The organism is Defluviimonas sp. SAOS-178_SWC, from assembly GCF_039830135.1.
Lineage (GTDB): Bacteria > Pseudomonadota > Alphaproteobacteria > Rhodobacterales > Rhodobacteraceae > Albidovulum.
This window is the reverse complement of the sequence record NZ_CP156081.1, coordinates 1,036,754-1,051,781: the sequence shown is the minus strand read 5'-3', so window position 1 is coordinate 1,051,781 and position 15,028 is coordinate 1,036,754. Positions and strand designations below refer to the sequence as shown.

The window sequence follows — 15,028 nt, the reverse complement described above, 5'->3', positions numbered from 1 at the left end:
ACCCGAAGATAAGGTCCGGTCACGCAACTGAATCGACACGACATTCCGGAAATCATCTTCATGCGACCAACCGACCCTCTCTACGGCAATCAATGGCATCTCGCGCAGATCGGGGGGCTCGAAACCGTCTGGGACTACTATACGGGGCGGAACGTGGATGTCGTTATCTATGACGATGGTGTCGAGGGGTCGCATCCCGATCTGAACGACAACTACTCCCCTGCGGGTGCCTTCACCTACCTTGGCACTACCTACACATCTGCCCCGACCTCCACCTACGGTCACGGAACATCGGTCGCCGGCCTTATTGCCGCCGAGGCGTTCAATGGCCAGGGAGGCGTTGGGGTGGCCTGGAACGCCACTGTCGCATCGCTGAACTTCCTCGATGAAGTCCAGCTTCAACCCGACAATGTCGTTCTTGCCGCCTTGAACAACGCCGCCAAATTCGACGTCATGAACTGCAGTTGGGGTTACGAGCCCTACTACGATCCCTACCAGTCGCTCGCGCAGGCCGGCAGTTGGATCAACGATGTCAACTCCGTATTCTCGAACATTTCCGCGAACGGCCGGGGCGGGCTTGGGACGATCATCGTCCAGTCCGCAGGCAACGAATTCCTGAACGTGAACGGCGACGGGATGCATGCAAGCCGCTTTACGATCGCGGTTGGCGCGACCGACCGATACGGCGATATCACCGACTATTCAAACCGCGGCGCAAGCATTCTCGTGGTAGCTCCCGATGCGGCCTACACGACCGACCTTACCGGCAACGCTGGTTTCAACTCCACAGGGACACTCGACGGCGATCCATTGACCAACACCAGCTACACGTCTGTGTTCGGCGGGACGTCGGCCTCCGCGCCACTTGTGTCCGGCGTCGTCGCGCTGATGCTCGAAGCAAATCCGAACCTTGGCTGGCGGGACGTGCATAACATCCTTGCCCTGTCGGCCAGCCACACCGGATCGGCATTGAATGCAGGGCCGTCGGCGGCGTTCGAGTTGTTCCCGTGGGAGGTCGCGAATTCCGGGGCGTGGAACGGGGGCGGGATTGGCTACAATCCGGACTACGGCTTCGGCATGGTGGATGCGCTCGCTGCCGTCGGGATGGCCGAGGTGTGGACCGTGATGCACGGTTCGCCGCAGACATCGGCAAACGAGGCTTCGACCTCGGCGAGTTTCAATGGCTCGGTGGCAATTAACAACAATAGCTCGGCCTTCGCGCAGGTCACGGTTGGGCAGAACATCGACGTCGAAACGGTCATGGTCACGGTCGGACTGACCCATTCCTATTCGCCTGACCTGGAGCTGACGCTGATCGCGCCCGATGGCAGCGAGTACTTTTTGATGGCAGACGGGTCGGCGATGGCGGATATGAGTCTTGGCTTCACCTGGACCTTCGGCGTGGAAGGGGCACGCGGCCTGTCGAGCATCGGCACGTGGCAACTGAGAGTGGACGACAACGCAGCTTATGATGCCGGGGTGATCACTTCTTTCAAAGTCGACATCTACGGCGCCACACCGACCGGCTACGACGTCCATACCTTCACCGACGACTTCCTGATGTATGCCGCGCAGGACGCGTCGCGCAGGGACATCATTTCGACGAATGCGTCGGACTGGCTGAACTTCGCGGGCGTGACGGGCAATATCTCTGCGGTCCTGGCGCCGAACCGCACGATCACCGTGAACGGTCAGTATTGGGCCAAACTGAACGCCTCCTCGGACTTCAGAAAGCTCGCGACCGGAAGCGGCGACGACATCGTCCATTCGGGCGCCGGCGTAAAGCAAATACGTCTTGGCCTCGGCGATGATGAGCTTACTGTTGGCAATGCCGTGGGCAGATTTTCGGGCGGCCGCGGCTTCGACCGCATCGACTATTTCAATGCGCCAGGCGGCGTAAGTGTAGACCTCGCCACGAACGCCGTGTCAGGTTCCTGGGCTTCCGACGATGTCATCGACGGCTTCGAGCACGTCACCGGGTCCGGGTTGGGCAACGACACCCTCTATGGTTCCGGCCTCGCCAATAATCTGAGAGGCGAAGGCGGAGATGACATCATCTTCGGAAGAGACGGAAGCGACTGGATTGCCGGGGGGGGCGGGAATGACACAATCTACGGCGGAGCCCGTTATGACACCATTTACGCGGGTGCTGGAGATGATTCCGTCTTTGGTGACAACGGCCGAGACACCGTGTATCTCGGCAGCGGGAATGACGTCTTCAACGACAGCCCCCAGAACGATCAACATGGTGGCGACACGGTATTTGGCGGCGGCGGTCGCGATACGATCAACGGCAGCGGCGGCGGCGGAGACGATCTTTTCAACGGCGAGGACGGCGAGGATCTGATATCAGGCGGGCTTGGCGCCGACACGATCTATGGTGGCAAGCAGTATGACACAATCTACGGCGGCGACGGAAATGACGTCGTCGACGGGGGTGACGGCCGTGACCTCGTCTACCTTGGCGACGGCGACGATATCTACATCGACAACAGCCAAAGCGACATTCATGGGCGGGATACTGTCATTGGCGGCAACGGTGACGATACGATTCATGGCGGCGGCGGCGATGACATCTTCGACGGCGGCAACGGAAACGATTGGATCGCAGGCGGATATGGCAACGACACGATCTATGGCGGCCTGCACTTTGACACCATCTACGCGGGGGGTGGAAACGATGTGGTCTACGGAGGGGACGGGCGTGATGAAATCTGGCTGGGAAGCGGCAATGATGTCTTTTTCGACACGATCCAGAATACCGTCCAAGGAAGCGACACCGTCAATGGCGGCGACGGAAATGATAAGATCAACGGAGGTGGCGGCGACGACATCTTCAACGGCGATTCCGGTGCCGATTGGATCGCCGGCGGCGACGGAAACGATACGATAAACGGTGGGACCGGCTACGATACGATCTACGGCGGGAACGGCAACGATATTGTCAACGGCGGTGACGGTCGCGACACCGTTCATCTCGGTGGCGGCGACGACCAGTATACCGACACGGCACAGAACGACGGAAACGCGCGCGACATTGTATTTGGCATGGGTGGAAACGACACGATCGACGGTGGCGGCGGTGATGACTGGTTGAACGGCGGGGCTGACAGCGACGTCCTGACGGGTGGTGTCGGGGCAGACAGCTTCGTGTTCCTCGCGGGTTATGGTCAGGACCTGATCACCGACTTCACCGACAATGTCGACACGCTGGTGCTCGACGACGCGCTCTGGGGCGGCGGGTTGAGTGTCGACCAGGTGATCGCGACCTACGGCTCCGTCGCCGGCGGCAATACCGTGTTCAACTTCGGCAGCGGCGATATCGTCACCCTCACCGGCATCGCATCGCTCGGCCTTCTCAACGACGATATCAGTATCGTCTGAGCCTCGCGGATCGCCAAGGACGGTTCAGAAAAAGACACAGCCGGAATCGTCATAGCGGCGCCGGTCCGCCGGAATCGTCATAGCGGCGCCGGTCCGCCGGCCCCATCCACGATCCGGCAATGGCGATATCGACATGTCGCAGCAAGTTTGGCGCGCCTCATGACGATCCAGGCGCTTTGCCGGACAAGGAGTTCCCGGCGTGTTTCAGGAGCGAAGTGTCGACACCCGTATGGAGCCGCCTATTCGCCGGCGATGACCGTCAGGTTCCCGTCCTTGCGATCTGGCCGCACAGCGATCACTCGACGTGAAGCAGGATCATATCCTGGCACCCACCGCTTGAGCACGGATATCAACAATTCGTCGTCATCCGCGTCAACCGCATCACGCAGGTCGCGAAGCGCCGCCGCCAGTTCGAGTTCCGACAGATGCGCCTCACGCACCGAGATGATCTTGGGATGCGCGGTCATCTTCGCGCCCTTGCTGACCATCAGTTCCTCGTGGAGCTTCTCGCCCGGCCGCAGGCCCGTCGTAACGATCTCGATATCGCCGTCGGGATTGGCCTTGTCGCGGACGGTGTATCCGGAGGATTCGATCACCCTCCGCGCGAGGTCGCGGATTGCCACCGGCTCACCCATGTCGAGCACGAAGACCTCGCCCCCCGAGGCGAGACTTCCGGCAATCAGCACAAGCCGCGCGGCCTCCTGGATTGTCATGAAGTAGCGCGTCACCGCCTCGTCGGTCAGCGTTACCGGGCCACCGGCCGCGATCTGCTCCTGAAACAGCGGGATCACCGAGCCGGAGGAGCCGAGGACATTGCCGAACCGCACGATCGAGAAGATCGTGTTGCCGGGCTGCGCGGCCTGCCCCTGAACCACCAGTTCGGCCAACCGCTTCGAGGCCCCCATCACGCTGGCCGGACGCACCGCCTTGTCGGAGGAGACGAGGACGAACCGCCCGACCCCGCAGGCCCGCACCTTCTGGGCCAGGATCGCGGTTCCAAGTGCATTGTTCGCAATCCCGGAGCGGGCATTCGACTCCACGATCGGCACATGCTTGTAGGCGGCGGCGTGAAAGACCGCGCTGATCTCGTGATCGCGCAGCACCCGTTCCACCAGTGCGCCATCGGCGACCGAGCCGAGGACCGGCACGACCTCGATCGGCAGGTCGCTGGTCAGGATCCGCATTTCCATTTCGGCGCTGTAAAGGGCGACCTCGCTCAGCTCGAAGAGCACGACCCTGGCCGGTCCCCCGGCAATGACCTGGCGGCAAAGTTCAAGCCCGATCGACCCGCCGGCGCCGGTGATCATCACGTTCGCGCCCCGATAGGCGTCGCATCCGGCCGAGATCTCGTCATGAAGACCCTTGCGGCTCAGGAGCGCGCCCGGCCGCACCGGCATCAGCTTGTCGACCAGTTCCTCCTCGCCGATAAGCTGGGCGAAGGCCGGCAGCGTCTGCACGTTGAGGCCAAGCTTGACCATCCGGCTCGACAGCAGGCTCTGCTTGTGCACCGACAGCGACGGCATGGCGAGGATCACCCGGTCGATGCGATACTGGCCGAGGACGCGGTTCATGTGGGCGCCGGAAAAGACCGGCAAACCGGCGACGACCAGCCCCCGCAGCGTCGCGTTGTCATCGATGAAGGCGACGGGAATGATGTCGGCCCGGTTGCGCAGCGCGGCGGCAAGCGCCATGCCCGTGCGCCCGGCGCCGTATATAAGGACGCGGGAGATTTCCGTGCTTTGACGGTAGATCGTCAGGAGGATATGGAGAAGACCGATCCGGGCCCCGGCCGCCAGCGCGAAGAACACCAGACCGAAGACGACATGGAACCCCGCCGGCAGATTGGTCTGGCCGAGCTTCGACAGCGCCGCGCAGGCCACCGCGAGAATAGACGCGAAGAGCGCGGTGCGCTGCGCCGCCTCGACATCGTAGTGCTTGAGCCGGATATCGGCCGTGCCGAGGATGATCGACAGACCGAGCGCGACGGCCATCAAAAGCGGCATCAGTGGCCAGTTCGTCTCGAACACCCGATAAGGCAGGATCGTCGAATACTGGATGACCGAGGCAATGGCGAACGCGACGGGCACGAAGCCGACATCGAGGAGCAGAAGCACCATCCGCTTCTGTGCCCGGGTCATCGACAGGACGAGTTTGACCATATTCTATTCGCCTCGTTCTTCCCGCGTGAACGCGCCTGGGGCGCCAAGCCCCATTGCCAACTTGCTTGCAGACGGTTGCCCCTCAACGCCGCAGTAATAGGTGTATTGCCGACGCCTTCAACAATATACCGCCGATTGCGCGCATTTCTCAGCCTTTTCGGCGGAAAGGCTCCTGTTTTCGCGCGATTAGGGTCGTTTGGCAACACGCCCCACCGTCCGGGCGAGAATCCAGAGGTCGAGACAAAGGGTGCGGCGGCTCTGATAGATGAGGTCGAGACGGGCTTTGACCGGGATGCAGCGACGCGAATAGACACGGTCCGTCTCTTCCGCGCTGGCGCATCGGGAAAGAAGCCATTCCTCGTGCCGGTGATAGATCAGCGAGGCGAGGCCAGTCACACCCGGCCGGGATTTCAGGACGGCGGCGTAAAGATCGGGGAAGGCCTCGACATATTGGCGAAGCGGCGGGCGGGGGCCGACGAAGCTCATGTCGCCCTTCAGGATGTTGAAAAGCTGCGGCAGTTCATCAAGCCGACTGGCGCGCAGCATGGCGCCGGCCGGTGTGACGCGGTTTGCCTTGTCGCCACCTGAGACGCCGCTGTCTGTCGCGGACGGCCGCATCGTGCGGAACTTCCACAGCGTGAACGCCTGGGCGGGGCCGCGCATCCGCTCCGATCCGTAAAAGATTGGCCGTCCCTGGGTAATCAGCAGCACGGCGGCGACAACGTTCATGGCCATGCCGAGGGGGAACAGGAGGAGAAGCGCGAGGACTATGTCGAACAACCGCTTGCCGAAGGTCATGCGCCCACCCCCGAGACGGAGCGGAGATCCGCGACGATCGCTGCCGCCTCGGCCCTGGCCAGCGGGCCGAGGATGGCCCCGAGACGCGTCACGTCGAGCCGGACTTCGCGCAGCAGTCCGTCCGGCGCCGCGCGCGCGACCCATTTGCGGCCGTCCGCGTCGAGAAGCGCGTCCATCCGCACCGCGCCGTCAAGCGCGATGTTGAGCACGTCCGGCAAGGCGCGCCCGGCCCGCTGGGCTGCGAAAAGTCCCGAAAAGATGTCGGCCAATGCAAGCGGACCGACATAGCTTCGGGCCGGACCGGTGCCATCCGCGAAAAGGTCGAGCGGCTGCGGCTCCGTCCCCGGCGCCGTCCCGAGAAGCTGATCCGCGCCGGCGACATTGCCGATCCTGAGGCACGTGGCGGCAGGTCCGCCGGGATTGGCAGCCGCCCAGGCAAGGGCTGCTTCCTCCATCACGGCCTTGGCCCGCCCGTAGTCGGAAACCGGCGCGACGGGATCGGTTTCCCGCGCCGGGACGCGCGCCCGGCCATAGACCGACGCGCTCGACGCGAGGAATACCCGTGCGACGCCAGCTGCCCGCCCCGCCTCGAGCGCGGCGAGCGCGAGGTCGCGGTGTTCGGCCAGCGACGCCGATCCGCCGCCAACCCCGCCGGCGAGATTGAGGATCGCATCGGCCCCGTGCGCCGCGTCGATATAGGCGGCTGGATCGGTCAGCGCATCGAAACAGGGTCCGTCACCGCCCCCCCTGTGTTGCCAAAGCAATCCACCCTGCCCCGCCAAGGCCCATGCCCGGCGAAGCAGGGTGCCCAGCCTGCCGCTGCCACCGACCACCAGCACTCGTCCGATCCCGGAATCCCCCAATGTCGACTGACCTCGTCGCTTCGTCGTGGCAGCGGGCACATTACCCGGCAGGTTCCGATGCCATATCATTGCTCCAACCGTCATGAAACGGCGGATATGGCATCTGTCCCCGCCGGCCCACTGCGGGTTCTGGCCGATCCCGCGGCCCTGCAGACCTGCGGCACGCTGTCCGGGCGGGTTGTCTTCCCCGGAAAATTCCGGATCATGCCGCCCGAGCGTGCGGCAGATCGAAGGGAGACGACATGACAACGGGCAAGAACATCCGCACCTGGTTCGACGGTGGCTGGCACGATGGCGACGTGGCGGTGATGCGGGCAGCCGATCATGGCTCCTGGCTCGGCACCACGGTGTTCGACGGGGCGCGGTTCTTCGAAGGCATCACGCCCGACCTCGACAAGCACTGCGCCAGGATCAACCGCTCGGCCGAGGCGCTGATGATCACGCCGACGGTCGGAACGGGCGAGATGGTCGCCATGGTCCGCGAGGGGCTGGCGAGATATGCCAAGGGATCCGCCGTCTATATCCGGCCGATGTACTGGGCGCTCGACGGCGGCGATCTCGGCGTGGTGCCGAAACCCGGCTCCACCGGTTTTGCGATCTGCCTTGAGGAGATTCCGATGGCGCCGGAAACGGCCGCCACCACGCTCACCACGACGCGGTTCCGCCGGCCGGTTCTGGAAGACGCGGTGACGAATGCCAAGGCGGGCTGCCTTTATCCCAACAATGCCCGGATGCTGGCCGAGGCAAGGTCCAAGGGCTACGGCAACGCGCTCGTCGCCGACGCGGTCGGCAACGTGGCCGAGACGGCAACGGCCAACGTCTTCATGGTCAAGGATGGCGAGGTCTTCACGCCGATCGGCAACGGCACCTTCCTTTCCGGCATCACCCGCGCGCGGCATATCGCCAACCTCGCCGCCGACGGCGTGCGGGTGCACGAGACGGTGCTGAGCTTCGACGACTTCCGGGCGGCGGACGAGGTCTTCCTCTCCGGCAACATGTCGAAGGTGACCCCTGTCACCGAATTCGACGGAACGCACTATCAACACGGCCCGATGACGAAGCGGGTGCGGGAACTTTACTGGGACTGGGCGCATTCGGCGGCCTGACACCACACGGCGCCGGGCGGGATTGCCAGCCGCGCGGCAAGCCGCCATGATCACGCCGCCAGACGGGAGAGTTTGATGCGCAAGTTTCTGGTCGTGCTCGACGACAGCCGCGAATGCCTGAACGCGATGCGGTTCGCCGCCTTGCGCGCCGCCCATACCGGCGCGGGCGTGACGATCCTTTCGGTCATCCCGCCCGAGGAATTCCAGCACTGGATCGGCGTCGCCGATATCATGCGCCAGGAGGCCCGCGAGCGGATCGAGGCGCATTTCGGGGTCTTCGCCAAGTGGATGCGCGACCGCCAGGGAATCGAGCCGGAGCTGGTGATCCGCGAGGGCGAGCCGGTAACGGAGATTCTTGCCCTCATCCGCGAGGATACCGAAATCGGCGTGCTCGTCCTCGGGGCGGGGGTGGACAAATCCGGCCCTGGCCCCCTCGTCACCCAGATGTCGAAAAGCTCTGGCAGCCTGCCCATTCCGATCACCATCGTACCGGGCGAGATGTCGAAGGAACGGCTGGAAGCGATCACCTGAGAGCGGATCTCATCCGCCCGGCGGCGCCTCGAACACCGCCGCCATCGCATTGACGAGGCCGAGCGCCCCGACCTGGCTCAGATGATCGCCATCGCGAAAGACCGGCTGGCCGTCGGCATTGAAAAGCGGGCAGAATTCGGGCCCGCAAAGTCCTTCGAACACCGGCACATAGCGAACATTCCGGTGCCGCGTGGCCAGCGCCTTCAGGCTCGGCTCATAGGCCGCGCGTTGGGAATCCGCCTCCGGCCGCGCAATTCCGGGTGGCGGTTCCACACCGGTCACCGCGTAGCGCCGCACCCAGGTCTTCACGTCCAGAACCGGGCTGGCCGGCACATCGTCGAGAAGCACGATCTCGCGGCCGGGCAAGGCCGCCACCAGCCGTTCGAGCGACCGGTCGAACGAGCCCGGATTGTAGGCCGGACCCGATCCGTCATAGTCCGCGTCGATGTAGAGCGCCGGCTCATTCCGGTAGCTGTCGCCGATCCGCGCCCTCACCCACCAGGCCGACACGACGACGGTGCGAATTTCCGGGTGGCGGTCGATGAAACCGAGCACCGCCTGAACATCGGCATCGCCCCCGGATCCTGCATGCCAGCGGCCCGGCGTGAAGATGAAGCCGGGCATGGTGATCGACCAGCCCGACCGGCCGGCCTGCGCGGCGGCGGCGAATACCGCGGGGCTTGCCGCGTCGGCATGGCTGTCGCCCACGAAGGCAAAGCTTGGCGCGACGCCCTCGGCCCCGCGGATGCAGGGGCGATCCTCGCCGAGGACCGCGAGGTCGGAAAAGTGACAAAGCCGCCGGTCATGTAACCAGCGCTCCGCGTCGAGAAGTCCGCGCTCCGACACCATGCGCACAAGCTCGGGCGCGTGTCGGCCGGGAAACCCGTTCGCGCCCAGGATCACCCCGGCGACGCATGCGGCAGCGACGCTGGCCAGGGCCGCCGCGCCAAACAGGGACAGACGCGCCGCCAGTACCCGCCCCGTCCGCACCGGCCTTTCGACATAGCGCCATGTCAGCGTGGCCAGGACGAGACTTGCGCCGACAATACCCCAGGCCTCGCCGGCAGAGAGCGGATCGGGCCGGCCATAGACCACGGCCACGATCACCGGCCAATGCCAGAGGTAAAGCGGGTAGGAGATCTTGCCCACGAAGGTCATCGGCCCGAGGGAGAGGAGCCGCCCGGTCAGCGTTCCGGGCACCGTCCCTGCAAGAATGACCAGCGCGGCGCCGAGACAGGGCACCGCCGCGCGCCAGCCGGGAAAAGGCAGATACCGCTGAAATGTCAGAACCGCATAGCCGATCAGCACCAGCCCCGCGATCCCGCAGCCCTCGGCGACCCATCGCCGCGCCCGCATGCCTTCGGCCTGCGCCAGCGCCAGAAGCCCGCCGAGCCCCAGTTCCCACGCCCGGAACGGCGCGAGGTAGAAGGTCAGGTTCCGGTCCTTTCCCGTTGCGACGGCGCACGCCGCGAAGGACAGAACGACAAGGACCGACAGAACCGCCAACCGCCCCCGCGCCGACAGAAACCTGACCAGCGGCAACAGGAGAATGGGGGCGACCAGATAGAATTGCTCCTCCACCGCCAGCGACCATGTGTGCAGGAGTGGCTTGATCGTCGCGTCTTCGGTGAAATACCCAGTTTGCGCGTAGAAGTAGATGTTGGAGACATAGGCGACGGCCGACAGAAGGCTCCGACCATAGTCGATCAGGTCCACCCACAGCATCTTCCAGATCGCCCAAGCCGTGACCGCCGCCAGCACGACAAACAGCGCCGGGTAAAGGCGCCGGATCCGTCGACCGTAGAAATCGAGAAACGAGAACCGCTCCTCCACCATCTCTTGGTGGATCAGGCCGACAATCAGATAACCTGAGATGACGAAGAACACGTCGACGCCGACATATCCGCCGGCAAAGCCAAGGCCGGCGTGATAGAGCACGACCGGCAGGACCGCGACCGCGCGCAATCCGTCGATATCCTTCCGATAGTCCCGCCCCATACCCTGAACAAATCAATCCAACTCTGACCGCCAACGAAAGCCACATCCGGCCTCAGATCAAGAGCGATGCGGCCCCTTCGAGCTTGAGGAGGGCAACCTTCGTCTCCACGCCCCCCGGCGCGGAGAAGCCGCCGAGGCCGGAGGCCCCGAGGATGCGGTGGCAGGGCACGATGATGGGAACCGGATTGCCGCCGCAAGCCTGACCGATGGACTGGGCAGGCGCGCCGAGGGCGCGGGCCAGATCGCCGTAGGTGCGGGTTTCGCCGAAGGGGATCGCGCACATCGCCCGCATGACCTCGCCCTGAAGGCCGGGGCGGAACGCGACGGGCAGGTCGAACGCGCGGCGGGTGCCGGCGAAATATTCGCCCAGCTGGTCCGCGGCCTCGGCAAGAAGCGGTGTCTCGTCGGCACCACCGGCTCCCCAGGACAAGGCCGCGATATGCCCGTCCTCTTCACGGAGGGTGAGGGGTCCGAACGGGCTTTGGACGGTCATTTCGGGCATGGGGCGATGCTGCGCCGCGAGGGCGCGGCGCGCAACCCGATTCATGTGGTTCTGCCGCCCCCCGACGCGCAGCCTACTCCTTGCGGGCGCAAGACCTGCCGGTGACGAGGACATGCCCCGTCGGCTCGTATCGGGCGGCGAGTTCGCGCGTGGCGAGCGCGATCAGGCAGTCGAGTTCGTCCACCCGGTCCTCATTGGGCGTGATGAGCGTGACCGTGACGGAAAAGGCCGGCGTGAGCTTGCCCCCGGGCTCAATATCCATGTCCGCCGGCGACAGACCGACCGTCACGGAGCGCGTGTAAAGCCATCGCGCATCGCTACCCGTTCCGTACCAGCGTCCGACATCCGACCCCGTCTCGACCGTTGCGGCATAGCGCGCCCCAGGGCCCCCTTCGTAGCGCATTCCGGTCTTGCGGAAGGCGCGTGTCAGAGGCGGCACGAGATAGTCGCCAAGCCCGCTCGCATATTGCGAGCTTGTCAGCTGGATGATGTAGCTCGACTTGTGCGGGAAGTCCGGCGCCTGCTGCGCGTGGGACGGCGCCGCAGCGGCGATCAGGAGAACCGCAAAAATCCGGCGCATGAGTCTCTCCCCGTTTCCGGGGAGAGTAGCGTGGCCCTTGCCTTGCGCGGAGCGATTTTTTGTCAGGCAGCCCCTCGGCCGAGCGCGTCGTCGCAGCGGGCGCAAGTGCCCGCATGCGCGTGGCTCCCGACATCGGGCAGGATCTTCCAACAGCGCTGGCATTTCTCGCCCTCGGCCTTCTCGAAGACCACGCCGACGCCCGGCACCTCGGGCAGGCGGAATGCCTCTTCCGGCGCCGGATCGGCCGTCAGCTGCAGGTCCGATGTGATGCAGATATCGGCGAAATCCACCGATTTCAGCGCGGCAAGCGCGGCGGAATTCTCGACATGGACCACGGGTGCGGCCTCCAGCGAGGCACCGATGACCTTCGCCGTGCGCTGCACTTCGAGGGCTGCGGTGACGACGCGGCGGACCTTGCGGATCGCCTCCCATTTCTGGGCAAGGGGCTCGTCGAGCCAGTCGGCCGGCGTGTCCGGCATGTCCAGAAGATGCACCGAATTGTCCTCGCCGGGGAAGCGGGCGAGCCAGACATCCTCCATCGTAAAGACCAGGATCGGCGCGAGCCAGGTCGTCAGCCGGTGGAAGAGCAGGTCGAGCACCGTGCGCGCCGAGCGCCGCCGCAGGCTTTCCGGCGCGTCGCAGTAAAGCGCGTCCTTGCGGATGTCGAAATAGACCGCCGACAGGTCCACCGTGCAGAAGGTGAAGAGTGTCTGGAACACGCCCTGAAAGTCGTATTTCGCATAGCCCTTGCGCACGGTGTGGTCGAGTTCGGCCAGCCGGTGCAGCACCCAGCGCTCAAGTTCCGGCATCTCCTCCGGCGCGACGCGTTCGGCGTCGGAGAACCCCGCGAGGTTGCCGAGAAGGAAGCGCATCGTGTTGCGAAGCCGCCGGTAGCTGTCGGCGGTGCCTTTCAGGATCTCGGGCCCGATCCGCTGGTCGGCGGTGTAGTCGGTCTGTGCCACCCAGAGCCGCAGGATATCGGCGCCGTATTGCTTCACGACCTCTTCCGGCACGATCGTGTTGCCGATCGACTTGGACATCTTCATGCCCTTCTCGTCGAGCGTGAAGCCGTGCGTCAGCACCCCGCGATAGGGCGCCCGGCCCTTGGTGCCGCAGGCCTGCAACATCGAGGAATGGAACCATCCCCGGTGCTGGTCGGTGCCTTCGAGGTAGAGATCGGCAATGCCGTCCGCCGTCCCGTCCGGCCGGTCGCGTAGCACGAAGGCATGGGTGGAGCCGGAGTCGAACCAGACGTCGAGCACGTCGAAGACCTGTTCGTAGTCGTCAGGGTTGACGAGATTGCCGAGAACCTCGTCCTTGAACCCGTCGCGATACCACACATCTGCGCCCTCGGCCTCGAAAGCGGCAACGATACGGGCATTGACTTCGGAATTCCGCAGGAGGAAGCCGGAATCGGTCGGTTTCGCCCCCTTCTTCACGAAGCAGGTCAGCGGCACGCCCCAGGCACGCTGGCGCGACAGCACCCAGTCGGGCCGCGCCTCGATCATCGAATGCAGGCGGTTGCGGCCCGAAGCCGGGGTCCAGGCGACCAACTCGTCGATGGACTTCAGCGCCCGGGCGCGGATCGTGTCGCCGTAGTCGCCCATGCCGTCGTCGAGCTTCGCGTCGATGGCGACGAACCATTGCGGCGTGTTGCGGTAGATGAGCGGCGCCTTCGACCGCCAGCTATGCGGGTAGCTGTGCTTGAGCTTGCCCTTGCCGAAGAGCGCCTCGGCATAGGCGAGCTGCTTGATGACGCTGACATTGGCCGGGCCGTCCTTGCCGTCGGGCAGGATTATCGCCTCGCCGCCGAAAAGCGGCAAGTCGGCGCGGTAGGAGCCGTCCGGCTCCACGTTGTAGGTCATCGGCAGGCCGAACTTGAGGCCAAGCTGGTAGTCGTCGTCGCCGTGGGAGGGCGCGGTATGGACAAAGCCCGTCCCCGCGTCGTCGGTGACATGGTCGCCGGGGAGCATGGGGACGTCATAGTCCCATTCACCGTTGGCGCCGTCAACGTCGTGAAGCGGATGATACAGAAGTGCGCCCGAAAACTGGTCATGCGGCACGTCTCGAACGCGTTCGAATTTCTCCACTCTGGCCGCCGCCATAACTGGATCGACCAGAGCGTCCGCAATGACTAGCAATTCTCCCGGCTTCGCCGAGGAATTTTCTGCGATCTCTCCGATCTTGAACAGGCCGTACGCGATATCGGGATTGTAAGCTACAGCACGGTTTTGGGGGATTGTCCAAGGCGTCGTCGTCCAAATCACCACCGATGCCGACATCAGATCAGCCAACGGGGTAGTTCCTTTGGCACCAGCTCGTTTGACGGGAAACCGCACCCAGATCGTGTGGCTCGTGTGGTCGTGATACTCGACCTCCGCTTCCGCGAGGGCGGTCTTCTCGACCGGCGACCACATCACGGGCTTGGATCCCTGATACAGAGATCCGTTCATCAGGAACGTCAGGAACTCCTCGGCGATCACCGCCTCGGCGTGGTAGTCCATCGTGAGGTACGGATCGGCCCAGTTGCCGGTGACGCCGAGGCGCTTGAACTCCTCGCGCTGGATGTCGATCCAGCCCTCGGCGAACTTGCGGCATTCCTGGCGGAAGGCGACGATGTCCACGTCGTCCTTGTTCAGGCCCTTCTGGCGGTACTGCTCCTCGATCTTCCATTCGATGGGCAGGCCGTGGCAGTCCCAGCCTGGCACGTAGCGGGAATCCTTGCCCATCATCTGCTGCGAGCGGACGACCATGTCTTTCAGGATCTTGTTCAGCCCGTGGCCGATATGGAGGTGGCCGTTGGCGTAGGGCGGGCCGTCATGCAGCGTGAAGGGCGCGCGCCCGGTCCCGGCGGCCTTGTCGCGCAGGCGGTCATAGACGCCGATCCGTTCCCAGCGGGCAAGCCAGTCCGGCTCGCGCTGCGGCAGGCCGGCGCGCATCGGGAACTCGGTCTCGGGCAGGAAGACGGTGGATCGGTAATCGGGGGTCTCGGGCTTGTCGGCGCACATCTCGGGCGGTCCTCATGAAATCGGGAAATCGGTTCGGCGCGACGGGTCGGACGCCTTTATCCCGGCGTCTGAACGATCAGATCGCCGGGCCGCTAATTC

General features: G+C 64.6%; 10 protein-coding genes. 3 read left to right on the top strand and 7 right to left on the bottom strand.

Annotation, left to right across the window (positions count from 1 at the left end; translation table 11 throughout):
• The first annotated feature begins 60 nt into the window (after nucleotides 1-60).
• Complete coding sequence (locus V5734_RS06060) at nucleotides 61-3,384, top strand: S8 family serine peptidase (RefSeq protein WP_347312607.1); 3,324 nt, start codon at nucleotides 61-63, stop codon at nucleotides 3,382-3,384.
• 239 nt (nucleotides 3,385-3,623) lie between these two features.
• Here V5734_RS06060 and V5734_RS06055 read toward each other — a convergent pair whose 3' ends face one another.
• The 3 genes from V5734_RS06055 to V5734_RS06045 all read right to left on the bottom strand — a co-directional run bounded on the left by V5734_RS06055 (nucleotide 3,624) and on the right by V5734_RS06045 (nucleotide 7,180).
• On the bottom strand, nucleotides 3,624-5,543 hold the full coding sequence (locus V5734_RS06055; RefSeq protein ID WP_347312606.1) for a polysaccharide biosynthesis protein: 1,920 nt from the start codon (nucleotides 5,541-5,543) through the stop codon (nucleotides 3,624-3,626).
• A 186-nt stretch (nucleotides 5,544-5,729) separates the two neighbouring features.
• Nucleotides 5,730-6,341, bottom strand: a complete 612-nt coding sequence (locus V5734_RS06050; protein ID WP_347312605.1) for a sugar transferase — start codon at nucleotides 6,339-6,341, stop codon at nucleotides 5,730-5,732.
• Entirely contained in the window at nucleotides 6,338-7,180 is an 843-nt protein-coding gene (locus V5734_RS06045; RefSeq protein WP_347312604.1) for an NAD-dependent epimerase/dehydratase family protein, read from the bottom strand. Before V5734_RS06045 ends, V5734_RS06050 begins: the two co-directional genes overlap by 4 nt.
• Before the next feature lie 266 nt (nucleotides 7,181-7,446).
• Here V5734_RS06045 and V5734_RS06040 point away from each other — a divergent pair, with 266 nt between their 5' ends.
• Together V5734_RS06040 and V5734_RS06035 are read left to right on the top strand one after the other, a co-directional pair.
• Nucleotides 7,447-8,310 (top strand): branched-chain amino acid aminotransferase, encoded by an 864-nt coding sequence (locus V5734_RS06040; RefSeq protein WP_347312603.1) that lies wholly within the window; start codon nucleotides 7,447-7,449, stop codon nucleotides 8,308-8,310.
• A 75-nt stretch (nucleotides 8,311-8,385) separates the two neighbouring features.
• Nucleotides 8,386-8,841, top strand: a complete 456-nt coding sequence (locus tag V5734_RS06035) for a universal stress protein (protein WP_347312602.1) — start codon at nucleotides 8,386-8,388, stop codon at nucleotides 8,839-8,841.
• A 9-nt stretch (nucleotides 8,842-8,850) separates the two neighbouring features.
• Here the strand turns inward: V5734_RS06035 and V5734_RS06030 are convergent, their stop codons facing one another.
• The 4 genes from V5734_RS06030 to ileS all read right to left on the bottom strand — a co-directional run bounded on the left by V5734_RS06030 (nucleotide 8,851) and on the right by ileS (nucleotide 14,929).
• A complete protein-coding gene (locus tag V5734_RS06030; protein ID WP_347312601.1) occupies nucleotides 8,851-10,839 on the bottom strand; it encodes an acyltransferase family protein in 1,989 nt (662 codons plus the stop codon).
• Between the two features lie 52 nt (nucleotides 10,840-10,891).
• Nucleotides 10,892-11,341, bottom strand: coding sequence for a methylated-DNA--[protein]-cysteine S-methyltransferase (locus V5734_RS06025; RefSeq protein ID WP_347312600.1), 450 nt, complete (start codon nucleotides 11,339-11,341; stop codon nucleotides 10,892-10,894).
• Between the two features lie 73 nt (nucleotides 11,342-11,414).
• Complete coding sequence (locus V5734_RS06020) at nucleotides 11,415-11,921, bottom strand: hypothetical protein (protein WP_347312599.1); 507 nt, start codon at nucleotides 11,919-11,921, stop codon at nucleotides 11,415-11,417.
• A 62-nt stretch (nucleotides 11,922-11,983) separates the two neighbouring features.
• Entirely contained in the window at nucleotides 11,984-14,929 is a 2,946-nt protein-coding gene (gene ileS, locus V5734_RS06015; RefSeq protein WP_347312598.1) for an isoleucine--tRNA ligase, read from the bottom strand.
• Between the last annotated feature and the right edge of the window lie 99 nt (nucleotides 14,930-15,028).